The 15,296-nt window shown below is 45.0% G+C and carries 12 protein-coding genes and 5 tRNA genes; 6 read left to right on the top strand and 11 right to left on the bottom strand.

Annotation, left to right across the window (positions count from 1 at the left end; translation table 11 throughout):
- Window positions 1–228: 228 nt before the first annotated feature.
- From ACQEXT_RS17815 to ACQEXT_RS17795, 5 genes are all read right to left on the bottom strand, one after another.
- Window positions 229–305: transfer RNA gene (locus ACQEXT_RS17815), tRNA-Pro, on the bottom strand.
- A 54-nt stretch (window positions 306–359) separates the two neighbouring features.
- Window positions 360–435 (bottom strand) — tRNA-His (locus ACQEXT_RS17810).
- 47 nt (window positions 436–482) lie between these two features.
- A tRNA-Pro gene (locus ACQEXT_RS17805) sits at window positions 483–559 on the bottom strand.
- A gap of 152 nt (window positions 560–711) precedes the next feature.
- Window positions 712–787 (bottom strand) — tRNA-His (locus ACQEXT_RS17800).
- Between the two features lie 34 nt (window positions 788–821).
- Window positions 822–898 (bottom strand) — tRNA-Arg (locus ACQEXT_RS17795).
- A 298-nt stretch (window positions 899–1,196) separates the two neighbouring features.
- Here ACQEXT_RS17795 and ACQEXT_RS17790 point away from each other — a divergent pair.
- Window positions 1,197–1,610 carry a cytochrome c5 family protein gene (locus tag ACQEXT_RS17790; RefSeq protein ID WP_331417641.1) on the top strand — a complete coding sequence of 138 codons (414 nt, stop codon included), beginning with the start codon at window positions 1,197–1,199 and terminating at the stop codon, window positions 1,608–1,610.
- Window positions 1,611–1,669: 59 nt separating this feature from the next.
- On the opposite strand, the gene rep is transcribed toward ACQEXT_RS17790, so the two are convergent.
- The gene (gene rep, locus ACQEXT_RS17785; protein WP_331427893.1) at window positions 1,670–3,685 is read right to left on the bottom strand and encodes a DNA helicase Rep; all 2,016 of its coding nucleotides are present in this window, start codon (window positions 3,683–3,685) and stop codon (window positions 1,670–1,672) included.
- A 174-nt stretch (window positions 3,686–3,859) separates the two neighbouring features.
- Here rep and ACQEXT_RS17780 point away from each other — a divergent pair, with 174 nt between their 5' ends.
- From ACQEXT_RS17780 to ubiK, 4 genes are all read left to right on the top strand, one after another.
- Window positions 3,860–4,444 carry a TetR/AcrR family transcriptional regulator gene (locus ACQEXT_RS17780; RefSeq protein ID WP_331417643.1) on the top strand — a complete coding sequence of 195 codons (585 nt, stop codon included), beginning with the start codon at window positions 3,860–3,862 and terminating at the stop codon, window positions 4,442–4,444.
- An 18-nt stretch (window positions 4,445–4,462) separates the two neighbouring features.
- Window positions 4,463–5,569 carry an efflux RND transporter periplasmic adaptor subunit gene (locus ACQEXT_RS17775; RefSeq protein WP_331417644.1) on the top strand — a complete coding sequence of 369 codons (1,107 nt, stop codon included), beginning with the start codon at window positions 4,463–4,465 and terminating at the stop codon, window positions 5,567–5,569.
- Window positions 5,570–5,580: 11 nt separating this feature from the next.
- Window positions 5,581–8,703, top strand: coding sequence for a multidrug efflux RND transporter permease subunit (locus ACQEXT_RS17770; RefSeq protein WP_269378123.1), 3,123 nt, complete (start codon window positions 5,581–5,583; stop codon window positions 8,701–8,703).
- Window positions 8,704–8,849: 146 nt separating this feature from the next.
- A complete protein-coding gene (ubiK, locus tag ACQEXT_RS17765; protein WP_138972059.1) occupies window positions 8,850–9,104 on the top strand; it encodes a ubiquinone biosynthesis accessory factor UbiK in 255 nt (84 codons plus the stop codon).
- Between the two features lie 164 nt (window positions 9,105–9,268).
- Here the strand turns inward: ubiK and ilvC are convergent, their stop codons facing one another.
- On the bottom strand, window positions 9,269–10,753 hold the full coding sequence (gene ilvC / locus ACQEXT_RS17760) for a ketol-acid reductoisomerase (protein WP_138972058.1): 1,485 nt from the start codon (window positions 10,751–10,753) through the stop codon (window positions 9,269–9,271).
- A gap of 145 nt (window positions 10,754–10,898) precedes the next feature.
- Here ilvC and ilvY point away from each other — a divergent pair, with 145 nt between their 5' ends.
- Window positions 10,899–11,789 (top strand): HTH-type transcriptional activator IlvY, encoded by an 891-nt coding sequence (gene ilvY, locus ACQEXT_RS17755; RefSeq protein WP_426953098.1) that lies wholly within the window; start codon window positions 10,899–10,901, stop codon window positions 11,787–11,789.
- A 73-nt stretch (window positions 11,790–11,862) separates the two neighbouring features.
- On the opposite strand, the gene hemN is transcribed toward ilvY, so the two are convergent.
- The 4 genes from hemN to ACQEXT_RS17735 all read right to left on the bottom strand — a co-directional run bounded on the left by hemN (window position 11,863) and on the right by ACQEXT_RS17735 (window position 15,122).
- Window positions 11,863–13,251: an oxygen-independent coproporphyrinogen III oxidase gene (hemN, locus tag ACQEXT_RS17750; protein WP_331417770.1), complete on the bottom strand. Its 1,389-nt coding sequence runs from the start codon at window positions 13,249–13,251 to the stop codon at window positions 11,863–11,865.
- Window positions 13,252–13,435: 184 nt separating this feature from the next.
- Window positions 13,436–13,924 (bottom strand): DUF2489 domain-containing protein, encoded by a 489-nt coding sequence (locus tag ACQEXT_RS17745; protein ID WP_138973707.1) that lies wholly within the window; start codon window positions 13,922–13,924, stop codon window positions 13,436–13,438.
- A gap of 8 nt (window positions 13,925–13,932) precedes the next feature.
- Entirely contained in the window at window positions 13,933–14,484 is a 552-nt protein-coding gene (gene yihI / locus ACQEXT_RS17740) for a Der GTPase-activating protein YihI (protein ID WP_331417771.1), read from the bottom strand.
- Window positions 14,484–15,122, bottom strand: a complete 639-nt coding sequence (locus ACQEXT_RS17735) for a class I SAM-dependent methyltransferase (RefSeq protein ID WP_269378128.1) — start codon at window positions 15,120–15,122, stop codon at window positions 14,484–14,486. Before ACQEXT_RS17735 ends, yihI begins: the two co-directional genes overlap by 1 nt.
- Window positions 15,123–15,296 lie beyond the last annotated feature (174 nt).

Raw genomic sequence — 15,296 nt, 5'->3', positions numbered from 1 at the left:
CCATATTCTGAACATCGGACGAACCCCCACTCGGGTTCGATACAAAGTTCAGACATCAGAAAGTAAAAAAGCCCTAGCCTTTCGGCGCGGACGGCCAGTCTAGGGCTTCAATAGTGGTCGGTGAAGAGCCATATTCTGAACATCGGACGAACCCCCACTCGGGTTCGATACAAAGTTCAGACATCAGAAAGTAAAAAAGCCCTAGTCTTTCGACTAGGGCTTCAATAGTGGTCGGTGAAGAGGGATTCGAACCCCCGACCCTCTGGTCCCAAACCAGATGCGCTACCAAGCTGCGCTATTCACCGACTTGTGTTTTATCTCGACTTTCATCAAGAATGGAAGCAAAGCTACCATAATAATGGGGTGGCTAACGAGACTTGAACTCGCGACAACCGGAATCACAATCCGGGGCTCTACCAACTGAGCTATAGCCACCATCAATTTTAGGTTTACCGCTTTAATGTAGCCATAAACTAAGATAGTGGTCGGTGAAGAGGGATTCGAACCCCCGACCCTCTGGTCCCAAACCAGATGCGCTACCAAGCTGCGCTATTCACCGACAAGTTATTTTTTTACTTGGTTTACGTTATAGAGGGTCAACCCTCTGGTCCCGCTTATTCCAAGAGCCGAGATGCGTTACAAACGACCTATTCACCGACTTGTGTTTTATCTCGACTTTCATCAAGAATGGAAGCAAAGCTACCAAAATAATGGGGTGGCTAACGAGACTTGAACTCGCGACAACCGGAATCACAATCCGGGGCTCTACCAACTGAGCTATAGCCACCACTGAAATTTTTACCGATACACCTTTAGACGAATGGCACGCCCGAAAGGATTCGAACCTTCGACCTTTGGCTCCGGAGGCCAACGCTCTATCCAACTGAGCTACGGGCGCATGCCCTATCGGCGGAGTGGAATAATACGTATATCACACAATGTCGTCTAGTACTTTTTCAACTTTTTTTATCGTTTGGTGCCTTTTTGGGCAATTAAAGTGTGATAAACCCCTATTTCCCACCAGATATACCCCTTGATGCGGTTAACTTGTTGTTTATTGCAACAAGTTATCAGGATATAATCACCCATTATTTACATTGATTTAACAGCAAATCATCTTATGAAGGGCTGTTGGTCAGTCACAATCTAATAATAGGTAAGCACGAACTTACCTTCAGGAATGTAAAGTGAGTTTAATGGATATGTCTCGAAAATTATTAACCGCTTTGGTCGCTGCGATTACTTTTTCTAGCGCCTCTTTTGCAGCCAGCGTAAGCCAAGAAGAATATGATGCAATTGCAGAACGTATCAAACCTGTTGGTGATGTCTATCTTGCAGGCGCAGAGCCAGTGAAAGCTGAACCTACTGGTCCACGCGATGGTGCGACAGTGTACGGTACTTTCTGTATCGCTTGTCACTCTTCAGGCGTAAGTGGTGCACCAAAAACCGGTGATGCTGGTGACTGGGCTCCGCGTATCGCTCAAGGTAAAGACGTGCTAACTAACCACGCAATAAATGGCTTCAATGCGATGCCTGCTAAAGGTTCATGTATGGACTGTTCAGATGACGAAATCATCGCTGCAATTGAGCACATGATTAAAGATCTATAAACCGTTCTATATCGATAAGATGGAAAAGGCTTGGATTGTCCAAGCCTTTTTTGTTTTTGCTACTTTTTGAACATCGCTCTTAGATTGGCGATATGTGCTTGGCCTTTTGCCATCCGTTCTTCGGCAGAGACTGGTTTCTTCGTTTGTTCCCACTCAACGTCGTCAAAAGGTAGTTCATCTAAGAATCGACTTTGAGTCGGCTTAATCAACTCACCAAACTGACGGCGCTCCTTACACATGGTAAAAGTCAGCTCTCGCTGAGCTCGAGTAATACCTACGTACATCAAACGGCGCTCTTCCTCGACATTGTCTTCATCTATGCTGGTTTGATGTGGCAGTATCCCCTCTTCACTACCAATTAAGTAAACATAAGGAAATTCCAGACCTTTAGAGGCATGCAATGTCATCAGTTGAACCGCATCGCTATCATCGTCCTCTTCACCACGCTCCATCATGTCGCGCAGGGTCAAACGCTGAACCACCTCTTTAAGGCTTTTCTCTTCTTGGTCATAGTTGTCACCTTCAAGATCCGCCACTATCCAAGAGTACAGATCGGAGACGTTCTTCATGCGCATTTCTGCCGCTTTCGGACTCGACGACGTTTCGTACAACCAATCTTCATAGTTAATGTCTCGAACCAAAGAGCGTACTGCCTCGACGGTATCGCCACGCTCAGCCTGATCCGCAATTTTAACCAACCAAGTCGTAAAGCGACGTAGGTTTTCTAGCCCTCTCCCTGAGAGCGTTTGCTCTAAGCCCATTTCGAAACTTGCGTCAAATAAGCTTTTGCCGCGCATGTTGGCATAACTGCCCAGTTTTTCTAAAGTTACTGGACCAATTTCACGTCTTGGCGTATTCACAATGCGCAAAAAAGCATTGTCATCATCAGGATTCACCAACATTCTCAGGTATGCCATGATGTCTTTAATTTCTGCGCGGGCAAAAAATGACGTTCCTCCCGAGAGCTTGTACGGCACACGGTTTTGCATCAACGACTTTTCAATTAAGCGTGACTGGTGATTACCACGATAAAGAACAGCATAGTCCTTGTAATCGGTCCGATTAAGAAACTTATGAGCAATCAGTTCGCCCGTGACACGTTCCGCTTCATGATCTTCATTCTTAGCCAGTAGGACTTTGAGTTTTTCCCCATCTGGAATTTCAGAGAACAATGATTTTTCATAAACGTGTGGATTGTTGGCGATTAAAATATTCGCCGCTCTCAGGATGCGGCTCGTTGATCGGTAGTTTTGCTCTAACTTAATCAAACGAAGATTCGGAAAGTCTTCACCAAGCAGAACAAGGTTTTGAGGCTTTGCTCCACGCCATGAGTAAATTGACTGGTCATCATCACCAACCACGGTTAAGCGTCCACGTTCACCTACGATAAGTTTGACCAAATCATATTGGCTAGTGTTGGTGTCTTGGTACTCATCCACCAACAAGTAACGAATTCTATTTTGCCAACGCTGACGAACTTCTTGATTGGTTTTTAGTAGCAATACTGGCAATGAAATCAGATCATCAAAGTCGAGCGCGTTATAGGCTTTCATCTGTTTCTGATACATCTCAAAGCAGAACGCAAACAGTTGTTGCTGCTCACCTTTCGCCTGAGCTTTTGCTTGCTCCGGCGTCAACATGTCGTTCTTCCAATTCGAAATAGTGCTCAACAATTGGCGTAACAGGTCTTTATCACCATCGAGCTGTTTCTCTGTCAGCTCTTTCAGTAATGCCATTTGGTCCTGATCATCAAACAGAGAAAAACCTGCTTTTAAACCGAGCGCTTTGTATTCGCGTTTAATGATGTTGAGACCAAGGGTATGAAAAGTCGAGACCATCAACCCCTTTGATTCTTGCTTACCCAATGTCTGGCCAACCCGTTCTTTCATTTCCCGGGCGGCTTTATTCGTAAAGGTCACAGCGGCAATGTTACGAGCCTTGTAGCCACACTGCTGGACCAAATAAGCGATTTTATTGGTAATCACGCGCGTCTTACCTGAACCCGCGCCCGCTAATACTAGGCATGGACCAGATACATACTTTACCGCTTCGTCTTGATTTGGATTCAGCTTCATCGTGTTCTCAGGTGAATAATTCAAATGGTGTCTATAATAATGCTGCAACACAGTGATTGCTATGCTCTCAACAACAAGAATTTTGCTTAGTTAGCTAAATAATTTGTTGCATATAACCATCCCTTTTGCATTATAATGAATGAACGTTCATTCACAACCAGATCAATGTAGAATATGTCTGACTCTGAACTCAACGTAGATAAAAGGCAAAAGATCATGGATGCCGCTGAAAAACTGATTGCAGAATCAGGATTTCAGGGACTATCGATGCAAAAGCTAGCTAAAGAGGCTCGTGTAGCTGCGGGCACAATTTATCGCTACTTTTCAGACAAAGAGGATCTCTTGCTGCAAGTTCGCCTAGCTGTCGTTCAACGCAATGCTGAGACTATTCAGCAAGGTGTTACGAACGAAATGACTCTCAAACAGCGTTTTCGAAAAATGTGGTTAAACATTTTCGATTTGTCAGGGTCGAATATCAGCACTTTGAAAAATCGAGCTCAATATGACTCTTTACCATGTGTTCGTAGCCATGAAACTAAAGAGCTTGAGCGCGCGATGTTCAGCAAAGTCGAACAACTGTTTGAAGAAGGGCGTGAACAAGGGATATTTAAACCTTTGGAAAATCCAGTACTTGCTGCTCTCAGTCTTGAGGTTAGCGTCACTCTGGCACGTAAACAATCTCTCGGATATTACCACCTGGATGAAAAAGCGATTGAAGCCGCTATTGAAGCCAGTTGGGATGCGATTACAAAACACTAATTTGGAGTTCTTATCAGAATGAAAAAGTGGACATTCTTTATGCTTCTTATCGCGGTACTGCTGTTTGGCAGCGTGATAGGTTTCAACTTATTTAAACAACAGAAGATTGCCGAGTATATGGCTAATCGCCCCGAGCCAGAGTTTCCTGTCACCGTTACAGAAGTCAAACCGGTTGATTGGGTTCCTGTCATTGAAGCCATTGGTTTTATTGAACCTAACCAAGGTGTTACGGTTGCCAATGAAACCAGCGGTGTCATTGATAAAATCGCATTTGAATCCGGTACTCAAGTTCAAGAAGGCCAACCACTGGTGTTACTCGATTCTGCGGTAGAAAAAGCGAACCTAAAGAGCTCTCAGGCTCGCTTACCTGCAGCTGAAGCGAAATACAAGCGCTACAAAGGTCTATTCACTAAAGGTTCTATCTCTAAAGAAGCCTACGATGAAGCAGAAGCTAACTACTTCTCTCTTCAAGCAGATATTGAAAGTCTAAAAGCTTCAATTGACCGCCGTGAAATCAAAGCGCCATTTGCTGGTGTCGTCGGTATTCGTAATGTTTACCTAGGTCAATACCTGCAAGCTGGTACTGATATCGTACGTTTAGAAGATACTAGCGTTATGCGTCTGCGCTTTACGGTTCCACAAACGGACATTTCTCGTATTTCACTTGACCAAGAAGTCGATATCTTTGTTGATGCTTACCCTGAAAAACCATTTAAAGGTTCTATTTCAGCAATCGAGCCTGCGGTAAATATCCAAAGTGGTCTGATTCAAGTTCAGGCAGATATTCCAAACAGCGATGGTCAGCTACGTAGCGGCATGTTTGCACGTGCGAACATCATCCTACCTAAACTTGAAAACCAAGTGACTCTGCCTCAAACCGCAATCACATTTACGTTATACGGCGACAACGTCTACATCATTTCAGATAAAGATGGTGAAAAGCGCGTAATACAGCAAGTCGTAAAAGTGGGTGAACGCACTCAAGATATCGCACACATCCTTGAAGGTGTTAAACCAGGTGATGTTGTGGTTACTTCGGGTCAAGTGCGTCTAAGCAACCACGCTAAAGTTCGTGTAGTAGAAAGCGATGCAACTACTCCACCAGCTGAAACACCAATGCTGTAACTGGAGGCCTCATGCGCTTTACTGATGTTTTTATTAAACGTCCAGTTTTAGCGGTATCGATCAGCTTTTTGATTGCGCTGCTTGGTTTACAAGCAATCTTCAAAATGCAGGTCCGTGAATACCCTGAAATGACGAATACGGTAGTTACGGTTTCGACCAGTTACTACGGTGCGAGTGCAGACCTAATCCAAGGCTTTATTACTCAGCCTTTGGAGCAAGCGGTCGCACAAGCAGACAATATCGACTATATGACTTCACAATCGGTTTTGGGTAAATCAACCATTACCGTCAACATGAAGTTAAATACGGATCCAAATGCGGCACTGTCAGATGTTCTAGCAAAGACTAACTCGGTTCGCTCTCAACTTCCTAAAGAGGCCGAAGACCCAACCGTTACTATGTCTACCGGTTCAACAACCGCGGTTCTTTACATCGGTTTCACCAGTGATGAGCTTTCTTCAAGCCAAATCACTGACTACCTTGAGCGTGTAATCAACCCGCAGTTATTCACGGTTAACGGTGTATCTAAGGTCGACCTCTACGGTGGTATGAAATACGCACTGCGTATTTGGTTAGATCCATCGAAAATGGCGGCGCTAGGCCTGACGGCTACTGATGTAATGGGCGTACTCAACGCCAACAACTATCAGTCAGCGACAGGTCAAGCAGTTGGTGAATATGTTCTGTACAACGGTAGCGCGGATACTCAGGTATCAAACGTTGATGAGTTGTCGAATCTTGTTATTAGTACAGACGAAGGCGATGTAACTCGCCTAAGCGATATCGCTAAAGTAACGCTAGAGAAAAGTCACGACGTTTACCGCGCAAGTGCTAACGGTCAGGAAGCGGTGGTTGCAGCAATCAACGCAGCACCAAGTGCTAACCCGATCAATATTGCTGCAGATGTACTAGACCTGTTACCTCAGTTAGAGCGTAACCTACCAAGTACAATCAAGATGAACATCATGTATGACTCAACGATTGCAATCAATGAGTCGATTAATGAAGTAATCAAAACGATTGTTGAAGCAGCGGTTATCGTACTTATCGTGATCACCCTGTTCCTAGGTTCGTTCCGTGCGGTCATCATCCCTATCGTGACTATCCCGCTTTCACTAATCGGTGTAGCGATGGTCATGCAAGGTATGGGTTTCTCGTGGAACCTGATGACACTACTGGCAATGGTACTGGCGATCGGTCTGGTAGTAGATGATGCGATCGTTGTTCTGGAGAACGTCGACCGCCACATCAAGTTGGGTGAGTCTCCGTTCCGTGCAGCCATCATAGGTACGCGTGAAATCGCAGTGCCTGTTATTGCCATGACACTCACGCTAGGTGCGGTATATGCGCCAATCGCGTTAATGGGCGGTATTACTGGCTCACTATTTAAAGAGTTCGCATTAACTCTGGCAGGCTCGGTGTTCGTATCTGGTATCGTGGCACTAACACTATCGCCAATGATGTGTTCAAAAATGCTCAAAGCTAACGAAGAGCCAAGCAAGTTTGAGCAGAAAGTTCACCACATACTGGATGGTATGACTAATCGCTACGCGAAGATGCTTGCAGCAGTTATGCAGCATCGTCCTGTTGTCATTGGCTTTGCTGTCATTGTATTCGCCAGTCTGCCTATGCTGTTCAAGTTCATCCCAAGTGAACTTGCACCATCGGAAGATAAAGGCGTTGTGATGTTGATGGGTACTGCGCCGTCTAACGCAAACTTAGACTTTATGCAGAACACCATGAATGACGTGAACACGATTCTATCTGACCAACCAGAAGTTGCGTTTGCCCAGGTGTTTACTGGTGTACCTAACTCGAACCAAGCGTTTGGTATTGCATCAATGGTACCTTGGAGTGAGCGTGAAGCGAGTCAGTCTGAAGTCGCAAACCGCGTAGGTGGCCTAGTTAAAAATGTCCCAGGTATGGCGGTTACTGCTTTCCAGATGCCAGAACTACCAGGCGCGGGTTCAGGTCTACCGATTCAGTTCGTTATCACCACACCAAATGCGTTTGAAAGTTTATTCTCTATCGCGACAGACGTACTGACTGAAGTGAAGTCTAGCCCTATGTTCGTTTATTCAGATCTCGATCTGAACTACGACTCTGCAACGATGAAAATCAACATCGACAAAGACAAAGCGGGTGCATACGGCGTCACAATGCAAGACATTGGTATTACGCTAAGTACTATGATGGCTGACGGTTACGTAAACCGTATCGACCTGAATGGTCGTTCTTACGAGGTTATTCCTCAGGTTGAACGTAAGTGGCGTCTAAACCCAGAGTCGATGAACAACTACTACGTACGCTCGGCCAATGGCAAAGCAGTACCTCTAGGCAGCTTGATTACTATTGATGTTGTGGCAGAGCCTCGCTCTCTCCCTCACTTCAACCAGCTTAACTCTGCAACTGTGGGTGCGGTTCCTGCACCAGGCACTGCAATGGGTGATGCAATCAACTGGTTCGAAGGTATCGCAGCCGACAAGCTGCCAAGTGGTTACAACCATGACTACATGGGTGAAGCACGTCAGTACGTAACAGAGGGTAGCGCACTTTACGCTACCTTTGGTCTAGCACTAGCGATCATCTTCTTGGTTCTGGCGATTCAGTTTGAATCACTAAAAGATCCATTGGTTATCATGGTGTCGGTGCCCCTCGCGATTTGTGGTGCTCTGATCGCTCTAGCTTGGGGTGCAGCAACGATGAACATCTACTCTCAGGTAGGTCTAATCACGCTGGTTGGTCTGATCACCAAGCACGGCATCTTGATCTGTGAAGTCGCGAAAGAAGAGCAGCTACACAACAAACTCAGTAAGACTGAGGCGGTAATGGAAGCGGCGAAAGTACGTTTACGCCCTATCCTAATGACAACAGCAGCGATGATTGCTGGTCTTATCCCGCTAATGTACGCAACAGGTGCTGGTGCTGCTCAGCGCTTTAGTATTGGTATCGTAATCGTTGCTGGTCTAGCAATCGGTACTATCTTTACGCTGTTTGTACTACCTGTTATCTACAGCTACCTAGCTGAGAAACACAAGCCACTGCCTGTGTTTGTAGAAGATAAAGATTTGGAAAAGCTGGCACGAGTTGATGAAGCGAAAGCGGCTCAGCGTGAACTGTCAGAAAGCAAATAATCTTGAGTAAATGAAAAAGGTCACTTCGGTGGCCTTTTTTATTGGGCACATTCACTGATGGTCGCTTCGAATTTTTACTATCCAAATAGCGACTTTCCCGTATCAATTACATAGAATGAGGGCAAATTGAAAGGAGTTTTAGTCACATGTTTGATCCAAAGAAACTAGAGCAAATTGCTAAACAAATTCACGACTCTATGCCAACACCAGTAAAAGAGCTTGGCGCAGACGTTGACCAAAAAGTGCGTCAAGTTATTCAAGGCCAACTGAACAAACTAGACGTTGTTAGCCGTGAAGAGTTCGATGTCCAAACTCAGGTTCTACTGCGTACTCGTCAGAAGCTTACTGAAATGGAAAAGAAGCTGGCAGATCTAGAAGAGAAGCTAAGCGAGAAAGAATAGCGAGAAGCAAAGCGTTCTTTAAAAAAAAAGCTTGGTCAACGGAGACCAAGCTTTTTTATTAGATGTTGTGTTTTATGTTGTATTTATTGACCCCAGTCTACCCGGAGTTCTTGCCTAATTTACGTTAACAGATAACGCAAATTAGAGATTCTAAGCTAAGAAGATCAGCCGCCTACCGCGATATTTTTCATATCAGTCATGTAACCACGTAGCTCTTCACCAATGTATTCAACTGGGTGGTTACGGATAACATCGTTAACTTCGATAAGACGCGCGTTATCGACTTGGTTAGATGTTTCACCTAAGCCACGACCGATTACGTCAGTACCAATTGAAGGCATGAATTTCTCACGCAGTAGCGGTGTTGCTACGTTTGCAAATAGGTAGTTACCGTATTCAGCCGTGTCTGAAATAACCACGTTCATTTCGTATAGACGCTTACGTGCAACCGTATTAGCAATTAGCGGTAGTTCGTGTAGAGACTCGTAGTACGCAGACTCATCAATGATGCCTGATGCTGTCATCGCTTCGAATGCGAGCTCAACACCTGCACGAACCATTGCAACCATTAGGATACCGTTGTCGAAATACTCTTGTTCAGAGATCTCAACGTCCCCTGCTGGGTAGTTTTCGAATGCTGTTTCGCCTGTCTCAGCACGCCAGCCAAGTAGGTTCGCGTCATCATTAGCCCAGTCAGCCATCATAGTACTTGAGAAATGACCAGTGATGATGTCATCCATGTGCTTGTTGTATAGCGGACGCATTAGCTCTTTTAGCTCTTCAGAAAGCTCAAATGCTTTGATTTTTGCTGGGTTCGATAGACGATCCATCATGTGTGTGATGCCACCAAACTTCAGTGCTTCTGTGATGGTTTCCCAACCGTATTGCAGAAGTTTACCTGCGTAGCTCGGGTCAATACCGTCAGCAACCATTTTCTCGTAAGAAACGATAGAGCCTGCTTGTAGCATGCCACATAGAATAGTTTGCTCACCCATAAGGTCAGACTTAACTTCAGCAACAAATGAAGACTCTAGACAACCCGCGCGGTGACCGCCTGTACCAGCTGCCCATGCTTTCGCGATATCCCAGCCTTCACCTTTAGGATCATTTTCTGGGTGAACAGCGATCAGGGTTGGTACACCAAAGCCACGTTTGTATTCTTCACGAACTTCTGTACCTGGACATTTAGGAGCAACCATGACAACCGTTAGGTCTTTACGGATTTGCATACCTTCTTCAACTACGTTGAAACCGTGTGAGTAACCTAGTGCTGCCCCTTCTTTCATTAGCGGCATGACTGTTTCTACTACGTTAGTGTGCTGCTTGTCTGGCGTTAGGTTGATCACAAGATCTGCGTCAGGGATTAGGTTCTCGTAGCTGTCTACTTCAAAGCCATTTTCTTTTGCATTTTTGTATGACTGACGTTGCTCATCAATCGCAGCCTGACGTAGTGCGTACGCGACGTTGAGACCTGAGTCACGCATGTTGAGACCTTGGTTTAGGCCTTGAGCACCACAACCAACGATAACGACTTTTTTACCTTTCAAGTAATCCGCTTCAGTCGCGAATTCGCTGCGATCCATGAAACGACAACGACCTAATTGGTCTAGCTGCTCGCGTAGGTTTAAAGTATTGAAATAGTTAGCCATATGGGCGCTCCTTTAAAGAATTTTTCCGTTGAGGTCGGTAGCTCTGGTACCGAATGAGTTCATACTAAAACAGACAGACTGTTGCCGAAAGTGATATATTCACAATTAGTAATTGCAATTAATGCAACAAAGGTGTGACCATTTCATGAACATTAAATGTCTCCAGCTATTTATTCACCTGTGTGATAGTAAAAGCTTTGCTAAGACGGCTTCTGCGATGCATATCAGCCCTTCAGCGCTAAGTCGCCAGATTCAAAAGCTGGAGAGTGATACCAATCAGGTTCTTTTTGTGCGTGACAACCGTAGTGTCGAACTCACGCCCGCGGCCAAGAAGCTTCTCCCCGTCGCACTTAAAATTCTCGGTGAGTGGCAAAACTATAACGCTCAGTTAAAAGGCCATGAGCAGGAGCTTAGAGGAGAAATTCGCTTATTCTGTTCAGTAACCGCCAGCTATAGCCATTTGCCAGAACTGTTGTCTGAGTTTCGTCTGCAACACCCATTTATCGAGTTTAAACTCTCTACCGGCGATCCAGCACAAGCCATAGAGAAAGTGCTCGCCAACGAAGTAGATATTGCTATCTCTGCCAAACCGGAACAGCTGCCAGCTCGAATCGAATTCGAAACCATCAGTGAAATCCCCCTTTCCGTTATTGCACCAGCCGGGATCAGTAACTTTGCCGAAGAATTACAGAGGGACCAGCCAGATTGGTCTGCGATCCCTTTTATTGTTCCAGAATCAGGAACGGCACGTGACCGTGCCAATGCGTGGTTTAAGGCGATGAAGATTAAACCGACCATTTACGCACAGGTATCGGGGCATGAAGCGATTGTTAGTATGGTGGCCTTGGGGTGTGGTGTTGGCATAGCACCGGATGTTGTCATCAACAATAGCCCGGTGAAAGAGAAAATACAGCGCCTAAAAGTCGCCTCTATTAAGCCATTTAAACTCGGAGTGTGCTGCAACCGTTCACAGCTAGACAATCCCTTGGTGAAGGCGTTGTGGGAAATGGCACACGATACCTACATCGCACCATAAACTGATGGCAGCGACAAAAAAGCCACCGTGACCGGTGGCTTTTCAGATTCAACATCGTCCAATCGAATAATGGCTAGATGACTCGAGAGAATTGTTGCTGTCTTGCCTTAGCTCTTAGATACTTATCGAAACACATACAGATGTTACGGATAAGCAAACGGCCACGCAGTGTGACGCGAATTTCTTGGTCATCCACTTCAACCAATTCATCATTGATAAAGGTCTGAAGTAACCCTAAGTCTTCTTTGAAGTACGTATTAAAGTTCACACCGAATTCTGACTCTATCTGAGTTTTATCAAGTTTGAAGTTACAGATAAGCTGTTTAATGACTTCACGGCGTAGTAAGTCATCACTATCAAGAGCTACGCCTTTCCATAGAGCATGGCGCTGATCGTTGACTTGCGCATAGTATTTCTTGAGCTCTTTCTGGTTCTGAGCGTAAGCATCACCAATCATTGAGATAGCAGAAACACCAAATCCGACCAAATCCGCTTCACCTTGTGTGGTGTAACCCTGGAAGTTGCGGTGCAACACACCATTTCGCTGAGCAACCGCTAGCTCATCATCCGGCTGGGCAAAGTGATCCATACCGATAAACTGATAGCCTGCGTTAGTGAGCGTCGCAATGGTATCTTGCAAGATAGCCATCTTCTCTTCAGCTACTGGTAGATCTTCATCTTTGATTTTACGTTGAGCAGCAAAGAGTTGTGGCATGTGAGCGTAGTTAAATACAGAAAGACGTCCTGGGGTCATCTCCAGTACTTGCTTCAGAGTCGCCGCAAATGACTCTTTTGTCTGCTTAGGCAAACCGTAAATAAGGTCTAAATTTGTCGAACGGAAGCCAAGCTCTTTCGCTCGCTCAACCATAGCAAAGATAAACTCCTCATCCTGCTCTCGGTTAACTAGCTTCTGAACTTCTTTATTGAAATCCTGAACACCGATACTCAGACGGTTAAACCCTTCGCTACGCAAGTGATCCAGCATATCCAGTTCAATTTCTCTTGGATCAACTTCGATACTTATTTCTGCTTCAACCTCAAAGAAGAACTCACCACGGAGAATGGCCATTAAACGGCTAATCTGCGCTTTGGTTAAGAAGGTTGGTGTACCACCACCAAAGTGAAGCTGAGTCACTTTTCGCCCTTGCAGTAGTGCCGCACGCGTTCTAATTTCCAGTTCCAGTACATCAAGGTACTCATCCGCTTTATGAGCATGACGAGTAATCACCTTATTGCAACCACAGTAGTAACAAAGCTTGTGGCAGAAAGGGATATGAATGTATAGCGATAAAGGACGCTCAGGATACTGCGTACAAGCCATATCATAGTCAGCGACAGTGAAGGCCTCGTGAAACTCCAACGCGGTTGGGTATGAGGTATAACGAGGACCAGAGTAGTTGTACTTATCTAGAACGGCTTGATCCCAGACAATTTGTTGGCTTGCGACGACAGGCTGCGACATGATGGTAGTTCCGTTTGGGCTGTAAGACTTAATTTGGCTTAAGAAGCCATTGTAGTTAGCAGGCTATTTTGCCACACCTAGATGATAGTCGTCGGGGGACTGGCTGCATTTTGAGTGGCAATACTCAGAATTGATAACTCGATCACTACCCTTTTAGGATAGGTGATCGAGCTATAATACCAATCTAGATCATTTGAATATTGATCTGATTATTCAGCGGTTGCACCTTTTTCTGCAGTTGCTTCAATTCTTCAACAATCGCATCCTGAAGACGAGACTCTGCTTTGTGACGTTCTAGGTTTTGTTTCATGCGATCTTGCTTAGCAAGTTTCTGGCGTTCTTCTCCACGCGCCATATCTTTAACGATATGGAACAGTTCCGATGTCGCCGGATACTCTTTATCAAAATCAACCCTATCTTCACCCTGAACATAATCCATGATGTTGTATAGGCGGATACTCACCTCAGATAAGTCACACTGCTCTTGGATGCCCGCTAAGCAAAGGACGTGGACGCTTTCAAAAATGTTGGCATTACGTTTTTCAATTGCAAGCTTTTGATGCTGCAATTGCAATTCCTTTTGCTTTTTAAGCTTGAGCAGAAGGTAACCCGCATATGATGCTAAGCCGAGAATAATCACTCCGCCCGCGATGGCTAATAAGGTTACATTCATTGGCTCACTTATCCTTTAAATTGGTTCAAATCCAGATCTTCAAACTGAGAGAGTAAATCGTCATCCGATTGTGCTTTCTTGTAGCTTGCTTCCACCATTGGTGATTCATCCGCTGGTTGCTCTGAATCATCTTCATCATAGATGCCCAATTGCTTCATCAACACTTCAATGCGCGCAAGTTTCTCATCAACGTATTTCTGTAGGCCTGCACCCAGGTTTTCACCTTCATCAATACGGTCAAGCAACACGTTCAGTTGAGCGTCATTTTCTAGCATCTCTAGCTCTTGTTCAGCATTGAGACGTCGCTCTGATTTGGTTAGCTTCTTCTGCGGCTCGACAATCAAAGGAATCTTTTTCTTGCTGCCTAAACGCGGATCACGCTGCTGGCCAGCTGTTTGTGACTTGTGCTGTTTTTCGTCAGAGTTGCGGCTGCCAGTCTTTAGGCCTTTGCGCTTTTTATCTCTTTTACGTAGACGTCCTTCAACGTCTGATTGTGTGCGGTTACGTACAACGATAACGTCGTTGTGACCACCAGATCTCTTTTTCTTACTACGGCTCATTACTGGGCTTTCCTTAGTAAAATTACATCATTACCAATAAATTCAAGCTCGAGCTGATCCCGCTCTGCCAGATAGCGAAACGTATTGCGACTAAAAAAGACCACATGCGTAGGATCATTTTTATAGTGCCATGAGGCAAACGCTTCAACATCAATGACCATTTTGGTCATTAGACCAATCCAGCCACCTGGCTTAACTAAATTCAACCATTGCTGCCACACTTGGTTAGGCTGATATAAGTGCTCTATTACTTCAGTGGCAGTCATAAAGTCATACGTTTTACTCAACACCTCAGTATCTGGGTGATAGTAAATATCGTACAAACTCATGGTATGTCCCTGCTCTTGCAACATTAATGATAATGTTGGTCCCGGGCCACAACCAAAATCAATTCCGTGAGAACTTGGCTCAATACGCTCTAATATGGGGTCAGAGACCCTAGATAAAAAGCGTCGATACCCTTCATCGGCTGGATCATTCTCATGCAAATCGTAGTGGGCTTTTTCTTCTTTTGCATCTAAACGATGATCAGGATTAACGAAAACAAGCTCACACTGCTGACAACGAAGATACTCTCGTCGCTTATCTGCATAGTAGTGTTCAATCTCCAAGCTTTGGCAAAGGGGGCAGTTATGCATTGTTCCATCCTCAAACGGGGATGCGAAACATACCAGAAAGTCTCCTTAGAGTGGAGCACTATTGTGCAAATATTCATCGATTCATGAAAATTAGGAATAAAAAAAGCGATAGAGCTACTCTATCGCTTTCTAAATGCCTTTCGGCCAAACTGTGTTGCACTTATTTTAGCGCAT

The organism is Vibrio sp. TRT 29B02, from assembly GCF_050113655.1.
Taxonomy (GTDB): Bacteria; Pseudomonadota; Gammaproteobacteria; order Enterobacterales; family Vibrionaceae; genus Vibrio.
Note: the sequence above shows the minus strand (reverse complement) of the source record. Positions and strands in the feature narration are given on the sequence as shown.

Coding starts and splice junctions, on each gene's coding strand:
- rep (WP_331427893.1), bottom strand. CDS start 3,685: ATGAAGCTGAATCCAAATCAAGACGAAGCGGTAAAGTATGTATCTGGT.
- ilvC (WP_138972058.1), bottom strand. CDS start 10,753: ATGGCTAACTATTTCAATACTTTAAACCTACGCGAGCAGCTAGACCAA.
- ACQEXT_RS17770 (WP_269378123.1), top strand. CDS start 5,581: ATGCGCTTTACTGATGTTTTTATTAAACGTCCAGTTTTAGCGGTATCG.
- ACQEXT_RS17745 (WP_138973707.1), bottom strand. CDS start 13,924: ATGAATGTAACCTTATTAGCCATCGCGGGCGGAGTGATTATTCTCGGC.
- yihI (WP_331417771.1), bottom strand. CDS start 14,484: ATGAGCCGTAGTAAGAAAAAGAGATCTGGTGGTCACAACGACGTTATC.
- ubiK (WP_138972059.1), top strand. CDS start 8,850: ATGTTTGATCCAAAGAAACTAGAGCAAATTGCTAAACAAATTCACGAC.
- ACQEXT_RS17735 (WP_269378128.1), bottom strand. CDS start 15,122: ATGCATAACTGCCCCCTTTGCCAAAGCTTGGAGATTGAACACTACTAT.
- ilvY (WP_426953098.1), top strand. CDS start 10,899: ATGAACATTAAATGTCTCCAGCTATTTATTCACCTGTGTGATAGTAAA.
- hemN (WP_331417770.1), bottom strand. CDS start 13,251: ATGTCGCAGCCTGTCGTCGCAAGCCAACAAATTGTCTGGGATCAAGCC.
- ACQEXT_RS17775 (WP_331417644.1), top strand. CDS start 4,463: ATGAAAAAGTGGACATTCTTTATGCTTCTTATCGCGGTACTGCTGTTT.
- ACQEXT_RS17790 (WP_331417641.1), top strand. CDS start 1,197: ATGGATATGTCTCGAAAATTATTAACCGCTTTGGTCGCTGCGATTACT.
- ACQEXT_RS17780 (WP_331417643.1), top strand. CDS start 3,860: ATGTCTGACTCTGAACTCAACGTAGATAAAAGGCAAAAGATCATGGAT.